Here is a 16,554-nt window from a genome sequence, read left to right on the forward strand (position 1 = left end):
GTGCTTCACCGCCTGCGATCCTAGATCGGGCATCAGTCATAGTCGTTGTCGGAAAGTCCAAAGATGCAGATCGCCTTCACCTCCACTGCGCCGAGCGCGCCCGCCATTCTGGCGCTTCCAATCGACAAGGATGCTGTCGGTCGCGGGCAATGGGGCGGTTTGGGGGAAGGTCATCACGCGATCGCAGATGCCGCGGCCAAGGCGGCACGGTTCGACGGCGAGGCGGGCGCGATCGTCGAGTTGTTCGTCGCGGACGACGGTCAGGCGAAACAGCTGCTGCTGGTCGGCGTAGGGTCCGGTGACGAAGCCGGCTGGAGCAAGGCGGGCGGCGCGCTGGTCGCGCGGTTGCTGACCTCTGGCGCGACCGAATTGGTTGCCGACCTGAGCGACGCGGACGTCACCCCGCAGGCCGCCGCGCGTTTCGCCGCCGCCGCCGCCCAGCGCGCATGGCGCTACGATCATTATCGCACCAAGCTGACCGACAAGCAGAAGGTGAGCTTGACCACGCTGACGATCGCCGGGGCACCCGACGGCACCGATGCCGCATGGGCCGCGCAGGACGCCGTGACGCAGGGCCTCGAACTCACCCGCAACCTCGTCGCTGCGCCGCCCAACATCCTCTACCCCGAAACCTTCGTCGAGCAGGTCCGCGAATCGGTCGAGGGACTGGGCCTCGAGATCATCGTCCTCGGCGAGGACGAAATGCGCGAACACGGCATGGGCGCGTTGCTCGGCGTCAGCCAGGGGTCGGTGCGCGACGCACGCATCCTCGCGCTCAAGTGGAACGGTGCCGGGGAGGGCGATCCCACGCTCGCGCTGGTCGGCAAGGGCGTGACGTTCGACACCGGCGGCATCTCGCTGAAGCCCGGCGCGGGCATGGAAGACATGAAGTGGGACATGGGCGGCGCCGGTGCGGTCGCGGGCACGATGAAGGCGCTCGCCGCGCGCAAGGCCAAGGTCAACGTCGTCGGCGTGATGGGCCTCGTCGAGAATATGCCCGATGGCAACGCGCAGCGCCCCGGTGACGTCGTCACCTCCATGTCCGGCCAGACGATCGAGATCCTCAACACCGATGCCGAAGGGCGGCTGGTGCTGTGCGATGCGATCACCTGGACGCAGCAGACGTTCCGGCCGAAGACCATCATCGATCTCGCCACGCTGACCGGCGCGATGATCGTCAGCCTGGGCAACGAATATGGCGGCCTGTTCTCCAACGACGACGGTCTCGCCGACAAGCTGCTCGCCGCCGGCACCGCGACTGGCGACAAGCTCTGGCGTTTCCCGCTGTCGGACACGTACAACAAGCTGATCGATTCCCCGATCGCCGACATGAAGAACGTCGGCCCGCGCGGCGCCGGTTCGATTACCGCGGCGCAGTTCATCCAGCGCTTCGTCGATGAGGGCGTGCAATGGGCGCACCTCGACATCGCCGGCATGGTGTGGAGCGACAAGGCCGCGGCGACCTACGACAAGGGCGCGACGGGTTATGGCGTGAAGCTGCTCGACCGCCTCGTCGCGGAGCATTTCGAAGGATAAGCGTGAGTGATGCGGGGGTGGAGCCATGCCCTCCGGCAGGCTACACCCCTGGCATGCAGGTCGACTTCTACCACCTCACCGCGACGCCCCTCGACCGCGCGCTGCCGCAGATCGCGGCAAAGGTCGTGGAAAGCGGCGCGCGTCTGCTGATCGTCACCGCGCGGGACGAGCAACGGGCCGATCTCGACCGCCTGCTGTGGACCTACCGCCCCGACAGCTTCCTTCCGCACGCGCAGGCGGGGACAGGGGACGACAGCGTACAGCCCGTGCTGCTCGCACCTGCGGTCACGCCGACGAACCAGGCCCGCCACGTCGCGCTGGTCGATGGCCAGTGGCGCGACGAGGCACTGGCCTTCGATCGCGCCTTCCACTTCTTCGAGGACGAGCACATCGCCGCCGCGCGGGAGGCTTGGCGCGCGCTCGGCGGCCGCGACGGGGTGGAGCGGCGCTATTGGAAACAGTCCGATACCGGCCGCTGGGAACAGGCCGCCTGAACCCGAAGCGGTTGCAAAGCCGCCGCCCCGCGACTAGGGCGGCGCCACTTTCAAACCCCTCCCAAATTACAGGAGCCCGTGACCATCATGGCCGCGACCCGTACCTTTTCGATCATCAAGCCCGATGCCACCCGCCGCAACCTGACCGGCGCGGTCACCAAGATGCTGGAGGACGCCGGTCTGCGCGTCGTCGCGTCGAAGCGTATTCACATGACCCGCGAGCAGGCCGAGGGCTTCTACGCGGTCCATAAGGAGCGCCCCTTCTTCAACGATCTGGTCGAGTTCATGATCTCGGGTCCGGTCGTCGTGCAGGTGCTCGAGGGCGAGAACGCGATGCAGCGCAACCGCGACATCATGGGCGCGACGAACCCGGCGAATGCCGAGGCCGGCACGATCCGCAAGGAGCTCGCGGAGTCGATCGAGGCCAACACGGTCCACGGTTCGGATTCGGACGAAAACGCCGAAATCGAGATCGCCTACTTCTTCAAGCCCGAAGAGATCGTCGGCTGATGACCGACTGGCGGCTGCGGCGTGCGTCCGTCGAGGATGCGCCCGCGGCCGCTTTGGTTGCCGGCGCCAGCTTCCTGGCGACCTTCGCCGGCATAATCGATGGCGCCGACATCGTCGCGCATGTTGCGAAAAACAGCGCGCCTGCGACCTTTGCCGCATGGATCGGCGATCCCGGCAGCGTCGTCACGCTTGCCGAACATCCGATCGGCGCCGCCCCTGTCGGCTACAGCGTTTTGACCACGCCCGACCTGCCGGTCGACACGCATGCCAGCGATATCGAGCTGCGCCGCATTTACACTTTGCCACTCGCACAAGGCACCGGCCTTGGTCGCGCCCTCATGCAACAGGCCATCGCTGACGCCATCGCGATGGGTAAAACACGCCTGTTGCTCGGCGTGCTGGGCCGCAACGCTCGCGCGCGCGCCTTTTACGAACGGCAAGGCTTCGACGTCGTCGGCGCGCGCCAATATCGCGTCGGCAGCGCCCTGTGCGATGACGTGATCTACGCGCGTTCGCTGTAAGCCCCCTCCCGACACTGTCGGGAGAGGGCTCATTCGGGCTCAGGCCGGCGCGAACACGCCGTCGTCGTCCATCACGTGCAGCACGCCGTCGGCGATCGCGAAATAGGCGCCGCGCAGCTTCAGCGTGCCCTGCGCCTCGCGCTTCGCCACGAAGGGGAAGGTGCGCAGGTTGTTCAGGCTGACGCGCACCGCCTCATGCTCCATTTCGCGCGAAGCGTCAGGGCCATCGCCGTGCTTCGCAATCACCCGTTCGCGCGCGGCGTCCAGCATCCCGACCCAGTCGGAGATGAACTTGCCCTCGCCGGCCTTCGCATCCTCGAAGCCATGGGTCAGCGCCGCCTTGCAGCCGCCGCACGACGCGTGGCCCATCACGAGCACCTCGGGCACTTCGAGCTGCGTCACCGCAAATTCCAGCGCCGCCGACACGCCGTGATAGCCGCCGCCGACCTCATAGGGGGGCACCAGGTTGGCTACGTTGCGCACCACGAAGATTTCGCCGGGCGACGTGTCGAAGATCTGCGACGGATCGACGCGGCTGTCCGAACAGGCGATCACCATCACCTTCGGGCTCTGGCCGTCCTTCAGTTCGTCCCAGCGCTCGCGCTGTTCCGACCAGCCGGTGTCGCGAAACCGATGATAGCCACCAATCATGTCGGAAAAGTCGGTCATTGTGCCTCCGTTATGGTCTAGGTCCGGTTCGGCGGGGATAACGCGTTTGCGGCCGACTGGTGCCCGCCCGGGCGCGTCAGCAAAGCAACGTCACAATCGAGCGATGGTTGTTCCTTCCGCCCGACATCGCTATCTCGCCCGAATGAACGAGATGACTCCGGTGGCCCGCCCCGAACGCCAGCGCAAGCCCGACTGGATTCGCGTGAAAGCGCCGACCAGCGCCGGCTTCGCCGCGACGCGTGAACTGATGCGGTCCAAGAGCCTGACGACCGTCTGCGAAGAGGCCGCCTGCCCGAACATCGGCGAATGCTGGTCGAAGAAGCATGCGACCGTCATGATCCTCGGCGATACCTGCACGCGCGCCTGCGCCTTCTGCAACGTGAAGACCGGCATGCCGCGCGCCGTCGACCCGATGGAGCCGAACAACGTCGCCGATGCGGCTGCGCAGATGGGCCTCGAACATATCGTCGTCACCTCGGTCGATCGCGACGATCTGCCCGACGGCGGCGCCAAGCAATTCGTGAAGGTGATCGAGGCGATCCGCCGCGCCAATCCGAAAACGACGATCGAAATCCTCACGCCCGACTTCCGCAACAAGCACGAAGCGGCGGTCGAGGCGATCGTCGCCGCGCGGCCGGACGTCTACAACCACAATCTCGAAACCGTGCCGCGGCTGTATCCGACGATCCGGCCGGGCGCCCGCTATTATGCGTCGATCCGGCTACTGGAGAGCGTCAAGAAGCTCGACCCGTCGATCTTCACCAAGTCGGGCGTCATGCTGGGGCTGGGCGAAGAACGGCTCGAGGTACATCAGGTGATGGACGACATGCGCTCGGCCGACATCGATTTCCTCACCATGGGCCAGTATCTTCAGCCGACGCCGCGGCATGCGAAGGTCGCCGAATTCGTCACGCCCAAGGCGTTCGACAGCTATGCCGCGATCGCCCGGGCCAAGGGCTTCCTGCTCGTCGCGTCCTCGCCTTTGACCCGCTCCAGCTATCACGCCGGCGACGATTTCGCGAAGATGCGTGCCGCGCGTGAGGCCAAGCTCGCCGTCCATGCCTAAACATTCGGAAACGCGGCATCTGCCGTATTCGGCCGAACAGATGTTCGACATGGTCGCCGACGTGAAGCGCTATCCGGAGTTCCTGCCCTGGGTCAGCGCGATGCGCGTGCGCCAGGACAGCGACACCGCGACGCTTGCCGACATGATCGTCGGCTTCAAGGGCCTGCGCGAAACCTTCACGTCGAAGGTCGAAAAGCAGCGCCCGGGCAGCATCCACGTCGAATATATCGACGGGCCGCTGAAGTACCTGCACAACGATTGGCGCTTCCGCCCGGAGGAGGGCGGCTGCGCGGTCGATTTCAGCGTCGACTTCCAGTTCAAGAACCGGATGTTCGAAATGCTGGCCGGGCAGGTCTTCGGCGTCGCGCTCAGGAAGATGATCGGCGCGTTCGAAGACCGCGCCCGCGTCCTTTACGGCAGCAGCAGTTCCAGCGCGACCAGCGCCGCCTGAAGGCGGATTCCGCCGCGCCCCAGGTCGCCGAACTGCTTTCGATCGGCGTGGACATCGGCGGGGTCGCCGCCCCGTTCCGCGCGGGCGAAGACGACCGTGCCGACGGGCTTCTTTTCCGATCCGCCACCGGGACCTGCAATGCCGGTGATCGCCACCGCGACATCGGCATCGCTATTGGCGAGCGCGCCCTGCGCCATGCTCCAGGCGACGGCGATCGACACCGCGCCGAACGTTTCGAGCACGTCGGAATTGACCTTCAGAAGGCGCATCTTGGCTTCGTTCGAATAGGTCACGAAGCCGGCGCCGAAGACGTCGGACGATCCGGGAATTTCGGTCAATGCCGCCGCGACGAGCCCGCCGGTGCAGCTTTCGGCCAGCGCCACGGTCCGTCCGGCGGCGCGGTTCGCTTCCACGACACGGCGTGCGGCATCGATCAGTTCCGCGGGGAGCAGGCTGTCCATCATCGCGCCTCCGAACACAGCGGCAGGTCGGGCACGTTGATCGCCTTGCCCTTCGCCTTTTCCGCCTTGAAGTAGCGCAGGGTCGTTACGATGACCCCCGCGGTGTTCTGCGGGGGAAGGGGGGCGAGCTGCGTCACGAAGCGATCGATCGTCCCGCAATCGGCGGGGTTGATCCGGCCGACGAGCAACGGCGCCAGTGCCGCCGTCAACAGCGGCCGGGCGAATTCGGATTGCAGCAGCGAATCGATCATCGGATCGGACAATTTGACGATCGCGGCACGGGCATTGGGCCACGCCCGATCCGCGGCGGACTGGTAGCGCGCCAGAAAGTCGCTGTCCGTCCGCCGGATCAGACTGGTCGCTGGCAAGCGCGCCGAACAGACGATGCCGGTCTGCTGGATGATATCGGGCAAGGCGACCAGCGTCATCGCCTCCGCCTCGGGCGTGGTGATGCAGCGGCTCTGCGCTTCGGCAGGCGCGGCCGCGAGCAGGGCTGTGACGGCGAGCAGCGCGGTCTTCATCGCGGCAGGCTCACGGTGGCCACCGCCTGCGCGGCAATGCCTTCGCCGCGGCCGGTAAAGCCCAGCCGTTCCGTCGTCGTCGCCTTGATGCTGACGCGGTCTTCCGACAGCCCGAGCAGCGCGCCGATGCGGGTGCGCATGGCCTCGCGGTGCGGCCCGATCTTCGGGGCCTCGCAGATCAGCGTCAGGTCGACGAAGTCGATGCGGCCGCCCTTGTCGGCGATCAGGGTGGCGGCATGTTGCAGGAATTGCGCGGAGTCGGCGCCCTTCCACTGCGGGTCACTGGGCGGAAAGTGCGTGCCGATGTCGCCCGCCGCGATCGTGCCCAGCAGCGCGTCGGTCAGTGCGTGCAGCCCGACGTCGGCATCGCTGTGCCCTGACAAACCCTTGTCGTGCGGGATGAGCACGCCGCCCAGCCACAATTCCTCGCCTGCTTCCAGCCGATGAACATCGAAGCCGGACGCGCTCCGCGTCTCCCAGGCGATTTTGGCTTCGGCCGCGGCGAAGTCCTGCGGATGCGTCACTTTGTCGAGCATCGCATCGCCCTGCACCAAAGCGACGCTCCCGCCAAGCCGCTGCACCATCTGCGCATCGTCGGTGGCCTCTTCATCGGCGGGCCAGCCGGCATGGGCGGCGCGGAGCGCGGGCAGGCGAAAGCCCTGCGGCGTCTGCACACGGAACAGCCCGTCGCGCGGGACGACCGAACCGTCGCGCACGAGCGTGTCCGCAACGGCGAGGCCGGGGATCGCCCCCTCATCGGTATCGAGCGCGGCCAATATCCGGTCGATCACCTGCGCCGGCACGAAGGGCCGTGCCGCATCGTGGACCAGCACCCTGTCGGCCTCGATCGCTGCAAGCCCGCGCGCGACCGACTCGCGCCGCGTCGCTCCGCCGACGATCGTGCGCACCGGCCCGAGTGCGGCGGCCGCCAACGGCTCCGCCCCCGCGGCAATCACCACCACCACCTCGTCCACCGCCGTGTGCCCGGCAAAGGCGGCATAAGCGTGCGCGAGCAAAGCCTTGCCGCCGACGTGGGCATATTGTTTCGGGATGGCACCGCCGGCGCGCGAGCCGCTGCCCGCCGCCACGATCAGCGCGACCGTCCGCTGCTTGTGTATCATCGCCGCCGCCTAGCGCAGACCCGCAATGCTTGCCAGAGCGGGCATAGGACGGTAAGGGCTGCCTGTTTTTCAGGCAGATTTATGGCCCATCTCACGCCCATTCAGATCGGTCCCATACGGATCGAGCAGCCCGTCGTGCTGGCGCCCATGACCGGCGTCACCGACATGCCGTTCCGCACGCTCGTGCGCCGCTATGGCTCCGGTCTCAACGTCACCGAAATGATCGCGAGCCAGGCGGCGATCCGCGAGACACGGCAGTCGCTTCAGAAGGCCGCGTGGCACCTGTCGGAAGAGCCGGTCTCGATGCAGCTCGTCGGCTGCACCCCGTACGAGATGGGCGAAGCGGCGAAGCTTGCGGAGGATCGCGGTGCGGCGATCATCGACATCAATATGGGCTGCCCGGTCCGCAAGGTGACCAACGGCGACGCCGGCTCGGCGCTGATGCGCGACCTCAAACTCGCCGCGGCCCTGATCGACGCCGTTGTAAAGGCGGTCAAGGCTCCAGTAACGCTGAAGATGCGTATGGGCTGGTGCCACGACAGCCTCAACGCGCCCGAACTGTCGCGGATCGCGCAAGATCTTGGGGTGAAGCTCATCACCGTCCACGGGCGCACCCGCAACCAGATGTACAAGGGATCGGCGGACTGGCGCTTCATCCGTTCGGTCAAGGACGCGATCGACCTGCCGGTGATCGCAAACGGTGACATCTGCACGATCGACGATGCGGTGGACGCCCTCGATCAGTCCGGCGCCGATGGCGTCATGATCGGCCGTGGCGCCTATGGGCGGCCGTGGATACTCGGGCAGGTGATGCACTATTTCGCGACCGGCGAACGGCTTCCCGACCCGTCGCTCGACGAACAATATCGCGTCATCGTCGAGCACTACGATGCCATGCTCGACCATTATGGCGAGATGACCGGCGTCAACATGGCGCGCAAGCACATCGGTTGGTACACCAAGGGGCTCACCGGATCGGCCGAGTTCCGCAACGCCGTGAACCAGGAGCCGAGCGCCGCGAAGGTAAAGGCGATGCTTGCCGATTTCTACGCGCCATACCGTGATCAGCTCCCTGCGGCCGTCCGCCAGGCCGCCTGACAGGATTGTGACGGACCGTCCGGGCTTTGCCGAGCTGTTCGCGGCGCTGCCCGTCGCCGTGCTCGTGATCGATGGTGAAGACCGTATTCAGCACGGGAATGCCCAGGCGGAGCTGCTGCTCAATTTGTCCGAACGGGTGATGCGCGGGCAGCCGCTATCGGCGATCCTGCCACGCCCTCCGGCTGGCGATCGGCAGGCGGGGCACGGCTTTGCCGTCTACGACACGGAGATCGCGACGCCACACGGCCCCAAGATCCGTGTCGACTTTTCCGAGGCGCAGCTCGCCGATTATCCCGGCTGGCGCGCCATCACGCTGCACAGCGTTGCGGGTACGCGCAGCGTCGGCCAGCTTGGCGGACGTGGGGCCAGCGCCCGCGCGGCAAGTGGCGCCGCGGCGATGCTGGCGCATGAGATCAAGAACCCGCTGTCCGGAATCCGCGGTGCTGCGCAATTGCTCGATGCCGGTGAACTGACCACGCTGATCGTGACCGAGGTCGACCGGATCGCGGCACTGATCGATCGTATGCAGGATTTCAGCGACACGCGCCCGCTGCCGATCCAGTCGGAGAATATCTATCCGCTGATCGGCCATGCCCGCCGGCTGGCGCTCGCCGGCTTTGCCCGCGGCGTGTCGATGGAGGAGCGGTTCGATCCCTCGCTGCCGCATGCCGCGATCAATCGCGATGCCTTGCTGCAGATTTTGATCAACCTGCTCAAGAACGCCGCGGAGGCGACGCGGACCGTCGCCGATCCCCGCATCGTCATCACCACCGCCTATCGCCACGGCATGTCGGTAGCGGCGACGCGGGGCGGCCCGCGCGTGCCCTTGCCGATCGAGATCTGCGTGACCGATAACGGCCCCGGCGCCCCCGCCGACATTGCCGAATATCTCTTCGATCCGTTCATCTCGGGTCGGCCGGAGGGGCAGGGGCTTGGCCTCGCGCTGGTCGACAAGCTGATGCGCGACATGGGCGGGATCGTTCAATATGCCCGTGAAGGACTGCCTGAGATGACGACCCTGCGCCTCCTGCTGCCACGGGCCGTCCAGTGAGCCGCGTTCTGGTCGTCGACGACGACGCTGCGATCCGCACCGTCGTTGCGCAGGCGTTGCGCCGCGCCGGACACGACGTCCAGACGGCGGAAACCCTGTCGCAGGCCGATCGTGCGCTGGCGCAGCGGCTGCCGGACGTGCTGATCACCGACGTGGTGCTGCCCGACGGCGACGGCATCGTTCATGTGGCAGAGGTCAACGCCCGCCACCCCGATTTACCGATCATCATCCTGTCGGCACAGAATACGCTGACGACGGCAGTGCGCGCGAACGAGGTTGGCGCGTACGAGTATCTCCCCAAGCCTTTCGATCTCGACGATCTCACCCGCGCCGTCGCCGGTGCGCTGGTCCGCCACGCGGAAATGCCGCCGCAAGGGGAGGGGGAGGATCCCGCGCTCCCCCTGATCGGTCGCTCGCCGGCGATGCAGGACGTCTACCGGGTCATCGCCCGGGTGGTTTCGACGGACCTTACCGTTCTAATCTCGGGCGAATCGGGCACGGGCAAGGAACTGGTCGCGCGTGCGATCCACGATCTCGGGCGACGTCGGAGCGCGCCATTCGTCGCGATCAACATGGCCGCGATCCCGCGCGAGTTGATCGAGGCGGAATTGTTCGGTCACGAACGCGGCGCCTTTACTGGGGCTGGCCAGCGCAACGCCGGCCGTTTCGAACAGGCCGCGGGCGGCACCCTGTTCCTCGACGAGATCGGCGACATGCCGATGGACGCACAGACGCGTTTGCTTCGGGTGCTGCAGTCGGGCGAGTTCACCACGGTCGGCGGCGCTCGGACGATGCGGGCCGACGTGCGCGTCGTGGCTGCCACCAATCGCGACCTGACGCAGCAGGTCGCTTCGGGCCAATTCCGAGAGGACCTGTTCTATCGCCTGAACGTCGTCCCCATCGTGCTGCCCGCGCTGCGCGACCGGCGGCAGGACATTCCCTTGCTCGCCCGTCACTTCCTCGACAGCGCTGCCGCCCAGGGTTTGCCGCGTCGCCAGCTCCAGCCGGAGGCGGAAGCCGCGCTCGCGGCCTATGACTGGCCGGGCAACGTCCGCGAGCTCGAAAACCTGATGCGCCGGCTCGCGGTGCTGGCACGAGATGAGCTGATCGATCCGGCGACGATCCGCGACATGATCGGTGTGCCGGGCGGACAGATGGATTTGCCCGACGCGGGGATCGCCGAGGCGGTGCGCCACCTGATCGAACGGATCGCCCGTGAGCGCCCCGGCGCCCTGGACGATGGCACCTTGTACGATCGCGTCATCGGCGAGGTGGAACGACCCTTGATCGAAGCGATGCTGGCCCGACACGGCGGCAATCAGCTACGCGCGGCGCGGGCGCTGGGTCTCAACCGCAATACGCTGCGCAAGCGATTGGATACGCTGGGGATCAGCGCCAAGGGCGACGATTGATCCGTAGCGGCTGACCGCTGCACTTGATCGTACTGTGGCCCCAAACCACCGCAACCGACAATTATGTGGTTTCCGTGCAACAATCCGCGTTGTACGGAGGGACGAATGCACGCGGCCCCCACGCCCGATTTGAACGACATGTTACCGGTTCGCCGCCGGCGGATTACGCCCGCGGTCGAAGCGCTGGTGCTGGCGATTGCGTTGGCGATCGCCGTCGCGACCTATTTCGTGTTGACGGGTGGGGCATCCAACACCCGCGTAATCTCACCACCCCTGGTTGCGTTGCTGCTCGTCGCCAATCTGGTGTCCGGCACGACATTGATGATGCTGATCGGGCGGCGGATCGCCAGACGGCGCGCCGTACAATCCCAGATTGGCGGCAACGGGCAATTGCACGTGCAGCTCGTTGCGCTGTTTTCGCTCGTCGCGGCTGTCCCGCTCGTACTTGTTAATATTTTCGCTTCTCTATTGTTCCAATACGGCGTCGAATTCTGGTATTCAGACCGCGCCCGCGGAATGCTGGAGAATTCTACTGCACTGTTGCAGATAAATTATAATCAAGAACTCGATCGCATAAGCGCTGAGGCTAGCGCTATGCGCGTCGACCTTGCCGGATATTTGCGCGATTACCCTATCAATAGTGAAACATTTGCCAGGGGGCTCGTCTTTCAGCTTAAACAGCGAAACATGTCTGAAACGGCGATTTTTCTTAAAGGCGATCCGGTTCCGATTGCCTTCGTCAATCCGTACGAACGCCGGTTAGATCGCGTCGTGACCCCCGGCATGATTAGGAAGATCGATTCCGGGACGCCCAGCGTGGTCATTCAGGCCAAGGATCGCGCCGCACTGTTGATGCCGTTCAAATACGGCAAGGGCGCCTATCTCTACGTGGCACGGGTCTTCGATCCCAGCGTGGTCGAGCAATGGAAACGCGGCGAGCAGCTTGTGGCCGACTACCGAGATATGGAATCACGGTCGCGTGCACTGCAGTTGCGGTTCAACTCCGCATTGCTCGGCATTTCCTTGCTGATCGTGGCCCTTGCGGTGTGGATCGCGCTGGCCGTTGCCGACCGTCTCGTTCGCCCCCTGGGCGAGCTTGTGGGCGCGGCGCGGCGCGTCGCGGACGGTGATCTGTCGACGCGCGTGCCCGATCCCCGCACCTTGGATGAGGTCGGCACGCTGGCCAATGCGTTCAACCGAATGACCGGGCGGTTACAGGAACAAAATCGCGCGCTGGTCACCGCAAACGATCAGCTCGACAGCCGCCGCGCCTTGATCGAGGCGGTGATGGCCGGCGTGTCGGCCGGCGTGATCGCCTCGGGCGAAGACGGCATGATCCGGATCGCCAACAATTCGGCGTCCGAACTGATCGGCACAGGCATCGACAGCGTCGTCGGGCAGCCGCTGGCCCTCATCGCGCCCGAACTCGCCGATCTGGTGGCGAGTGGCCAGCGCGAGGCGATCGTCCAGGTCGTGCGTGGCGGCGAGACGCGGACGCTCGCCGTCCGGATCGCGCGGACCGACGCGGGGCCGATCCTGACCTTCGACGATATCACGCAGCAGTTGCTCGATCAGCGCCGCGCGGCGTGGTCGGACGTGGCGCGGCGCATCGCGCATGAGATCAAGAACCCGCTGACTCCGATCCAGCTCGCCGCCGAGCGTTTGCAACGCCGCTACGGCAACAAGATCGATTCCGCGGATACCACCTTCGCGCGGTTGACCGAAACGATCGTCCGGCAGGTTGGTGACCTCAGGCGGATGGTCGACGAATTTTCGTCCTTCGCGCGCATGCCGAAGCCGGTGTTCCGCGAGGAATCGCTCGTCGACATCGCTCGCCAGGCGCTGTTCCTGCACGAGGTCGCCCATCCCGCGATCCGCTTCGCGCTCGACCACGATTTTCCCGCCCCGCAGCTCGTCTGCGACCGGCACCAGCTTGGTCGCGCCTTCACCAACATCGTCAAGAACGCTGTCGAGGCGATTGAGAGCAAGGGGGATGGCGGCGGGGCTGTCACCATGGGCATACATGACGATGGTACGACGATCGTCGTCGAGGTCGCGGATACGGGCGTCGGCCTGCCGCCGGATCGCGATCGGATCGTCGAACCCTATATGACGACCCGCGCCCGCGGCACGGGCCTGGGCCTCGCGATCGTCAAGAAGATCGTCGAGGACCATTTCGGCACCATGGCCTTTGCCGATCGCGATGGCGGCGGCACCGTGGTGCGCATGACATTCGATGCCGCGGCCCTCGCGGCGCTCGATCAGGGGGCAGCCCCACCCGAACCGGTGACCGAACATGACGGTGCCGGCCAGCTTGCTGCACTCACACGCAATCGGAATTAGAGATTATGGCGCTCGACATCCTCGTCGTCGACGACGAACACGATATCCGCGAACTGGTCGCCGGCGTTCTGGAGGACGAAGGCTATGACACGCGCTCGGCCGCAGACAGCGACGCCGCGCTGGAGGCGATCGCCACTCGACGCCCGTCGCTCGTGCTGCTCGACGTCTGGCTGCAGGGCTCTCGCCTCGACGGTCTCGAACTGCTCGACGAGATCAAGCGGCGCGATCCCTCGATCCCCGTGCTGGTCATTTCCGGCCATGGCAATCTCGACACCGCCGTCGCCGCGATCCGGCGCGGCGCCAGCGATTTCATCGAAAAGCCGTTCGAGGCGGAGCGGCTGCTGCTGCTGGTCGCCCGCGCGACCGAAACCGAACGTCTGCGTCGCGAACTCGCCAGCCTGCGCGTCTCGGCCGGTCGCGAGACGGACCTCACCGGCCGCTCGGGCGCGATCAACGGCGTCCGCGCCACGCTGAAGCGCGTCGCCGCGACCGGCAGCCGCGTGCTCATCATGGGGCCGGCCGGCGTCGGCAAGGAGGTCGCCGCCCGCCTGCTGCATGGCTGGAGCAATCGCGCCGAAGCGCCCTTCGTCATCGTCAGCGCCGCGCGGATGACGCCGGAGCGCGTCGAGGAGGAGCTGTTCGGCGTGGAGGAGGGGGGTGACCTCGTCCGGCCGGGCCTGCTCGAACAGGCGCATGGCGGCACGTTGTTCCTCGACGAAATCGCCGACATGCCGATCGCGACGCAGGCGCGTATCCTGCGCGTGCTGACCGATCAGAGCTTCAGCCGCATCGGTGGCACCCGAACGGTCAAGGTCGACGTCCGCGTCGTGTCCGCCACCTCGCGCGACCTGACGCAGGAGATTGCCGAGGGGCGGTTCCGCGAAGATCTCTATTACCGCCTCAACGTCGTGCCGGTAATGCTGCCGGCCTTGGCCGAGCGCCGCGAGGACATTCCGTCGCTGGTCGAGCATTTCATGGCGCATTACGCCTCCGAACGCCGCGTACCGACCCCGGAGATCGCACCCGATGCGATGGTCGCGCTGCAAAGCTATGATTGGCCCGGCAACGTCCGCCAGCTGCGCAACGTCGTGGAGCGCACGATCATCCTCGCGCCGGGCGATCGCATCGGCCGTATCGACCTCGATCTCCTGCCCGCCGAGGTTCTCGGCGATCAGGGCGATCTGGCCGGCGGAGGTGGCGGCGCGATCATGGGTGCGCCGTTACGCGAAGCCCGCGAGACGTTCGAGCGCGAATATCTGCGCGTCCAGATCCGTCGCTTCTCGGGCAACATCAGCCGTACCGCCAGCTTCATCGGCATGGAGCGATCGGCGCTGCACCGTAAGCTCAAGCTGCTCGGCATTACCGACGTGCGCGAGGATTGACGCCTTTACGGCACGGGCCTTCGTTCATAGATACGGGGTCGCTGCCTATCATGGGCGGCGATCCCGACGCCGGGAAACGGCGCGATAGCGGGCGAACGTCCCGCCAATAACGGAAAAAGGCTCAACTCATGGCCGAAAAGCAAGGCTCGCTGCAGGACCTCTTCCTGAATTCGCTGCGCCGCTCCAAGACCCCGGTCACCATGTTCCTGGTGAAGGGCGTCAAACTCCAGGGTATCGTTACCTGGTTCGACAATTTCTCCGTGCTGCTCCGCCGCGACGGCCAGTCGCAGCTGATCTACAAGCACGCCATCTCCACGATCATGCCGTCCGGCCCGATGGACCTGGCCGGGATTATCGAATCCGTGGGAGAAGCGCAGCGCAAGCAACCGCTGTTGCAGGAAATTTTCCTGAACGCGGTGCGCAAATCCGAAGATTCGGTCACGATGTTCCTGATCAACGGCGTGATGCTGCAGGGCCAGATCGCCGGGTTCGACCTGTTCTGCATGCTGCTCCAGCGGGAAGGCATGGCGCAGCTCGTCTACAAGCACGCGGTATCGACCATCCAGCCGTCGCGTGCGCTGAACCTCGCCGATGAGGGCGAGACGGACGAATAAGCGATGAGCACTGGCTTTAACCGTGACCGCGACGAGTTCGCCCGTGGCGGTCGCGCGCTGATCGTCCTGCCCGATCAGGGCGACGCGCATCGCGACGCCGAGGCGCGGCTGGAGGAGACCGCCGGTCTCGCCGCCGCGATCGGCCTCGTCGTCACCGACAAGGTGGCGGTGCGCGTCCGCCAGCCCAAGCCCGCGACGCTTATCGGCAGCGGGCAGGTTGAGCAGCTGGCCGTGCAGGTCCGGCAGGACGAAGCCGATCTCGTCGTGTTCGACGCCAGCCTGACGCCGGTGCAGCAGCGCAATCTGGAAACCGCGCTGGAGGCCAAGGTGATCGACCGCACCGGCCTGATCCTCGAAATCTTCGGCGAACGCGCCGCCACGGCCGAAGGGCGGTTGCAGGTCGAGCTCGCCCACCTCGATTATCAGGCCGGCCGGTTGGTGCGGAGCTGGACCCACCTCGAGCGGCAGCGCGGCGGCTTCGGCTTCCTTGGCGGTCCCGGCGAAACGCAGATCGAGGCCGACCGCCGGCTGATCCGCGATCGCATGGCGCGACTGCGGCGCGAACTCGAACAGGTCAGCCGCACCCGGGGGCTACACCGCGAACGGCGCCAGCGCGCGCCGTGGCCGGTGATCGCACTGGTCGGCTATACCAATGCCGGCAAGTCGACGCTGTTCAACCGGCTGACTGGCGCGCATGTGATGGCGGAAAACCTGCTATTCGCGACGCTCGACCCGACGCTCCGGCAGATCTCGCTACCCGGCATCGACAAGGCGATCCTGTCCGACACTGTCGGCTTTGTTTCCGACCTGCCGACGCAGTTGGTCGCGGCGTTCAAGGCGACGTTGGAAGAGGTGGTATCGGCCGATCTGCTGATCCACGTTCGTGACATCGCCCATCCGGACACCGAGGCGCAGCGCGCCGACGTCGAGGCCGTTCTCGCCGACCTCGGTGTGTCCGAAACAACGCCGCGGTTCGAGGCGTGGAACAAGCTCGATCTGCTCGACGCAGACCAGCATGAGGACGTGCTGGTGGAAGCGGCGCGCCGCGACGATGTTGTCGCGCTGTCCGCATTGGATGGGGAAGGGGTGGATCAGCTCATCGCGCAGGTCGCGGCGAAGCTGACCGCCGGCCACCGCCGTTATTGGATCACGCTTCCGGCTGGAGACGGTGCGGGCGCCGCATGGCTGCACGCGCATGGCGAAGTCCTGGGGCAGGAAGAAGAGGGCGAGGGGCTGTCGACCCGCTACGAGGTTCGGCTCGCCGAGCGGGACTACGAACGCTTTCTCCAGCGTTGATGAACGGG

The 16,554-nt window shown here is 66.2% G+C and carries 17 protein-coding genes; 13 read left to right on the forward strand and 4 right to left on the reverse strand.

Annotated features, from left to right (window positions below):
- Positions 1–63 precede the first annotated feature (63 nt).
- The 4 genes from SPHME3_RS0112365 (at position 64) to SPHME3_RS0112380 (ending at position 3,061) form a co-directional block, all read left to right on the forward strand.
- Positions 64–1,536, forward strand: a complete 1,473-nt coding sequence (locus SPHME3_RS0112365) for a leucyl aminopeptidase (RefSeq protein ID WP_017978845.1) — start codon at positions 64–66, stop codon at positions 1,534–1,536.
- A 53-nt stretch (positions 1,537–1,589) separates the two neighbouring features.
- Positions 1,590–2,030 carry a DNA polymerase III subunit chi gene (locus tag SPHME3_RS0112370; protein WP_017978844.1) on the forward strand — a complete coding sequence of 147 codons (441 nt, stop codon included), beginning with the start codon at positions 1,590–1,592 and terminating at the stop codon, positions 2,028–2,030.
- 87 nt (positions 2,031–2,117) lie between these two features.
- On the forward strand, positions 2,118–2,540 hold the full coding sequence (gene ndk, locus SPHME3_RS0112375) for a nucleoside-diphosphate kinase (RefSeq protein WP_017978843.1): 423 nt from the start codon (positions 2,118–2,120) through the stop codon (positions 2,538–2,540).
- Positions 2,540–3,061 carry a GNAT family N-acetyltransferase gene (locus tag SPHME3_RS0112380; RefSeq protein WP_017978842.1) on the forward strand — a complete coding sequence of 174 codons (522 nt, stop codon included), beginning with the start codon at positions 2,540–2,542 and terminating at the stop codon, positions 3,059–3,061. The genes ndk and SPHME3_RS0112380 overlap by 1 nt, the downstream gene beginning before the upstream one ends.
- Positions 3,062–3,100: 39 nt before the next feature.
- Here SPHME3_RS0112380 and SPHME3_RS0112385 read toward each other — a convergent pair whose 3' ends face one another.
- Positions 3,101–3,730, reverse strand: a complete 630-nt coding sequence (locus tag SPHME3_RS0112385) for a carbonic anhydrase (RefSeq protein WP_017978841.1) — start codon at positions 3,728–3,730, stop codon at positions 3,101–3,103.
- A 142-nt stretch (positions 3,731–3,872) separates the two neighbouring features.
- Here SPHME3_RS0112385 and lipA point away from each other — a divergent pair, with 142 nt between their 5' ends.
- Entirely contained in the window at positions 3,873–4,796 is a 924-nt protein-coding gene (lipA, locus tag SPHME3_RS0112390; RefSeq protein ID WP_017978840.1) for a lipoyl synthase, read from the forward strand.
- Complete coding sequence (locus SPHME3_RS0112395; protein WP_017978839.1) at positions 4,789–5,247, forward strand: type II toxin-antitoxin system RatA family toxin; 459 nt, start codon at positions 4,789–4,791, stop codon at positions 5,245–5,247. Before lipA ends, SPHME3_RS0112395 begins: the two co-directional genes overlap by 8 nt.
- Here the strand turns inward: SPHME3_RS0112395 and SPHME3_RS0112400 are convergent.
- Genes SPHME3_RS0112400 through SPHME3_RS0112410 form a run of 3 tightly spaced genes read right to left on the reverse strand, consistent with a single transcriptional unit; the run spans position 5,208 to position 7,350 of the window.
- Entirely contained in the window at positions 5,208–5,711 is a 504-nt protein-coding gene (locus tag SPHME3_RS0112400; protein WP_024310545.1) for a CinA family protein, read from the reverse strand. The two genes, SPHME3_RS0112395 and SPHME3_RS0112400, sit on opposite strands and share 40 nt — an antisense overlap.
- Positions 5,708–6,229, reverse strand: coding sequence for a hypothetical protein (locus SPHME3_RS0112405; protein ID WP_017978837.1), 522 nt, complete (start codon positions 6,227–6,229; stop codon positions 5,708–5,710). The genes SPHME3_RS0112400 and SPHME3_RS0112405 overlap by 4 nt, the downstream gene beginning before the upstream one ends.
- Entirely contained in the window at positions 6,226–7,350 is a 1,125-nt protein-coding gene (locus SPHME3_RS0112410; RefSeq protein ID WP_017978836.1) for a bifunctional 2-C-methyl-D-erythritol 4-phosphate cytidylyltransferase/2-C-methyl-D-erythritol 2,4-cyclodiphosphate synthase, read from the reverse strand. The genes SPHME3_RS0112405 and SPHME3_RS0112410 overlap by 4 nt, the downstream gene beginning before the upstream one ends.
- Positions 7,351–7,431: 81 nt before the next feature.
- Between SPHME3_RS0112410 and dusB the strand changes: the two genes are divergently transcribed.
- The 7 genes from dusB (at position 7,432) to hflX (ending at position 16,546) form a co-directional block, all read left to right on the forward strand.
- Positions 7,432–8,448, forward strand: a complete 1,017-nt coding sequence (gene dusB, locus SPHME3_RS0112415; RefSeq protein ID WP_017978835.1) for a tRNA dihydrouridine synthase DusB — start codon at positions 7,432–7,434, stop codon at positions 8,446–8,448.
- A 7-nt stretch (positions 8,449–8,455) separates the two neighbouring features.
- The gene (locus SPHME3_RS0112420; RefSeq protein WP_017978834.1) at positions 8,456–9,499 is read left to right on the forward strand and encodes a two-component system sensor histidine kinase NtrB; all 1,044 of its coding nucleotides are present in this window, start codon (positions 8,456–8,458) and stop codon (positions 9,497–9,499) included.
- Complete coding sequence (ntrC, locus tag SPHME3_RS0112425) at positions 9,496–10,911, forward strand: nitrogen regulation protein NR(I) (protein ID WP_017978833.1); 1,416 nt, start codon at positions 9,496–9,498, stop codon at positions 10,909–10,911. The genes SPHME3_RS0112420 and ntrC overlap by 4 nt, the downstream gene beginning before the upstream one ends.
- 105 nt (positions 10,912–11,016) lie before the next feature.
- A complete protein-coding gene (locus SPHME3_RS0112430) occupies positions 11,017–13,254 on the forward strand; it encodes a sensor histidine kinase (RefSeq protein ID WP_017978832.1) in 2,238 nt (745 codons plus the stop codon).
- Between the two features lie 5 nt (positions 13,255–13,259).
- The gene (gene ntrX, locus SPHME3_RS0112435; RefSeq protein WP_017978831.1) at positions 13,260–14,636 is read left to right on the forward strand and encodes a nitrogen assimilation response regulator NtrX; all 1,377 of its coding nucleotides are present in this window, start codon (positions 13,260–13,262) and stop codon (positions 14,634–14,636) included.
- A gap of 128 nt (positions 14,637–14,764) precedes the next feature.
- Positions 14,765–15,250, forward strand: a complete 486-nt coding sequence (gene hfq / locus SPHME3_RS0112440) for an RNA chaperone Hfq (RefSeq protein ID WP_017978830.1) — start codon at positions 14,765–14,767, stop codon at positions 15,248–15,250.
- 3 nt (positions 15,251–15,253) lie between these two features.
- The gene (hflX, locus tag SPHME3_RS0112445) at positions 15,254–16,546 is read left to right on the forward strand and encodes a GTPase HflX (RefSeq protein ID WP_017978829.1); all 1,293 of its coding nucleotides are present in this window, start codon (positions 15,254–15,256) and stop codon (positions 16,544–16,546) included.
- Positions 16,547–16,554 lie beyond the last annotated feature (8 nt).

This window comes from Sphingomonas melonis DAPP-PG 224 (genome assembly GCF_000379045.1).
Classification (GTDB): domain Bacteria; phylum Pseudomonadota; class Alphaproteobacteria; order Sphingomonadales; family Sphingomonadaceae; genus Sphingomonas; species Sphingomonas aquatilis.

Bases quoted from the DNA above. Each gene is read 5' to 3' on its own strand.
- dusB (WP_017978835.1), top strand. From the start codon at position 7,432: ATGGCCCATCTCACGCCCATTCAGATCGGTCCCATACGGATCGAGCAG.
- SPHME3_RS0112410 (WP_017978836.1), bottom strand. From the start codon at position 7,350: ATGATACACAAGCAGCGGACGGTCGCGCTGATCGTGGCGGCGGGCAGC.
- SPHME3_RS0112400 (WP_024310545.1), bottom strand. From the start codon at position 5,711: ATGATGGACAGCCTGCTCCCCGCGGAACTGATCGATGCCGCACGCCGT.
- SPHME3_RS0112380 (WP_017978842.1), top strand. From the start codon at position 2,540: ATGACCGACTGGCGGCTGCGGCGTGCGTCCGTCGAGGATGCGCCCGCG.
- SPHME3_RS0112395 (WP_017978839.1), top strand. From the start codon at position 4,789: ATGCCTAAACATTCGGAAACGCGGCATCTGCCGTATTCGGCCGAACAG.
- hfq (WP_017978830.1), top strand. From the start codon at position 14,765: ATGGCCGAAAAGCAAGGCTCGCTGCAGGACCTCTTCCTGAATTCGCTG.
- hflX (WP_017978829.1), top strand. From the start codon at position 15,254: ATGAGCACTGGCTTTAACCGTGACCGCGACGAGTTCGCCCGTGGCGGT.
- SPHME3_RS0112365 (WP_017978845.1), top strand. From the start codon at position 64: ATGCAGATCGCCTTCACCTCCACTGCGCCGAGCGCGCCCGCCATTCTG.
- ndk (WP_017978843.1), top strand. From the start codon at position 2,118: ATGGCCGCGACCCGTACCTTTTCGATCATCAAGCCCGATGCCACCCGC.
- SPHME3_RS0112370 (WP_017978844.1), top strand. From the start codon at position 1,590: ATGCAGGTCGACTTCTACCACCTCACCGCGACGCCCCTCGACCGCGCG.
- SPHME3_RS0112430 (WP_017978832.1), top strand. From the start codon at position 11,017: ATGCACGCGGCCCCCACGCCCGATTTGAACGACATGTTACCGGTTCGC.
- ntrX (WP_017978831.1), top strand. From the start codon at position 13,260: ATGGCGCTCGACATCCTCGTCGTCGACGACGAACACGATATCCGCGAA.
- lipA (WP_017978840.1), top strand. From the start codon at position 3,873: ATGAACGAGATGACTCCGGTGGCCCGCCCCGAACGCCAGCGCAAGCCC.
- SPHME3_RS0112385 (WP_017978841.1), bottom strand. From the start codon at position 3,730: ATGACCGACTTTTCCGACATGATTGGTGGCTATCATCGGTTTCGCGAC.
- SPHME3_RS0112405 (WP_017978837.1), bottom strand. From the start codon at position 6,229: ATGAAGACCGCGCTGCTCGCCGTCACAGCCCTGCTCGCGGCCGCGCCT.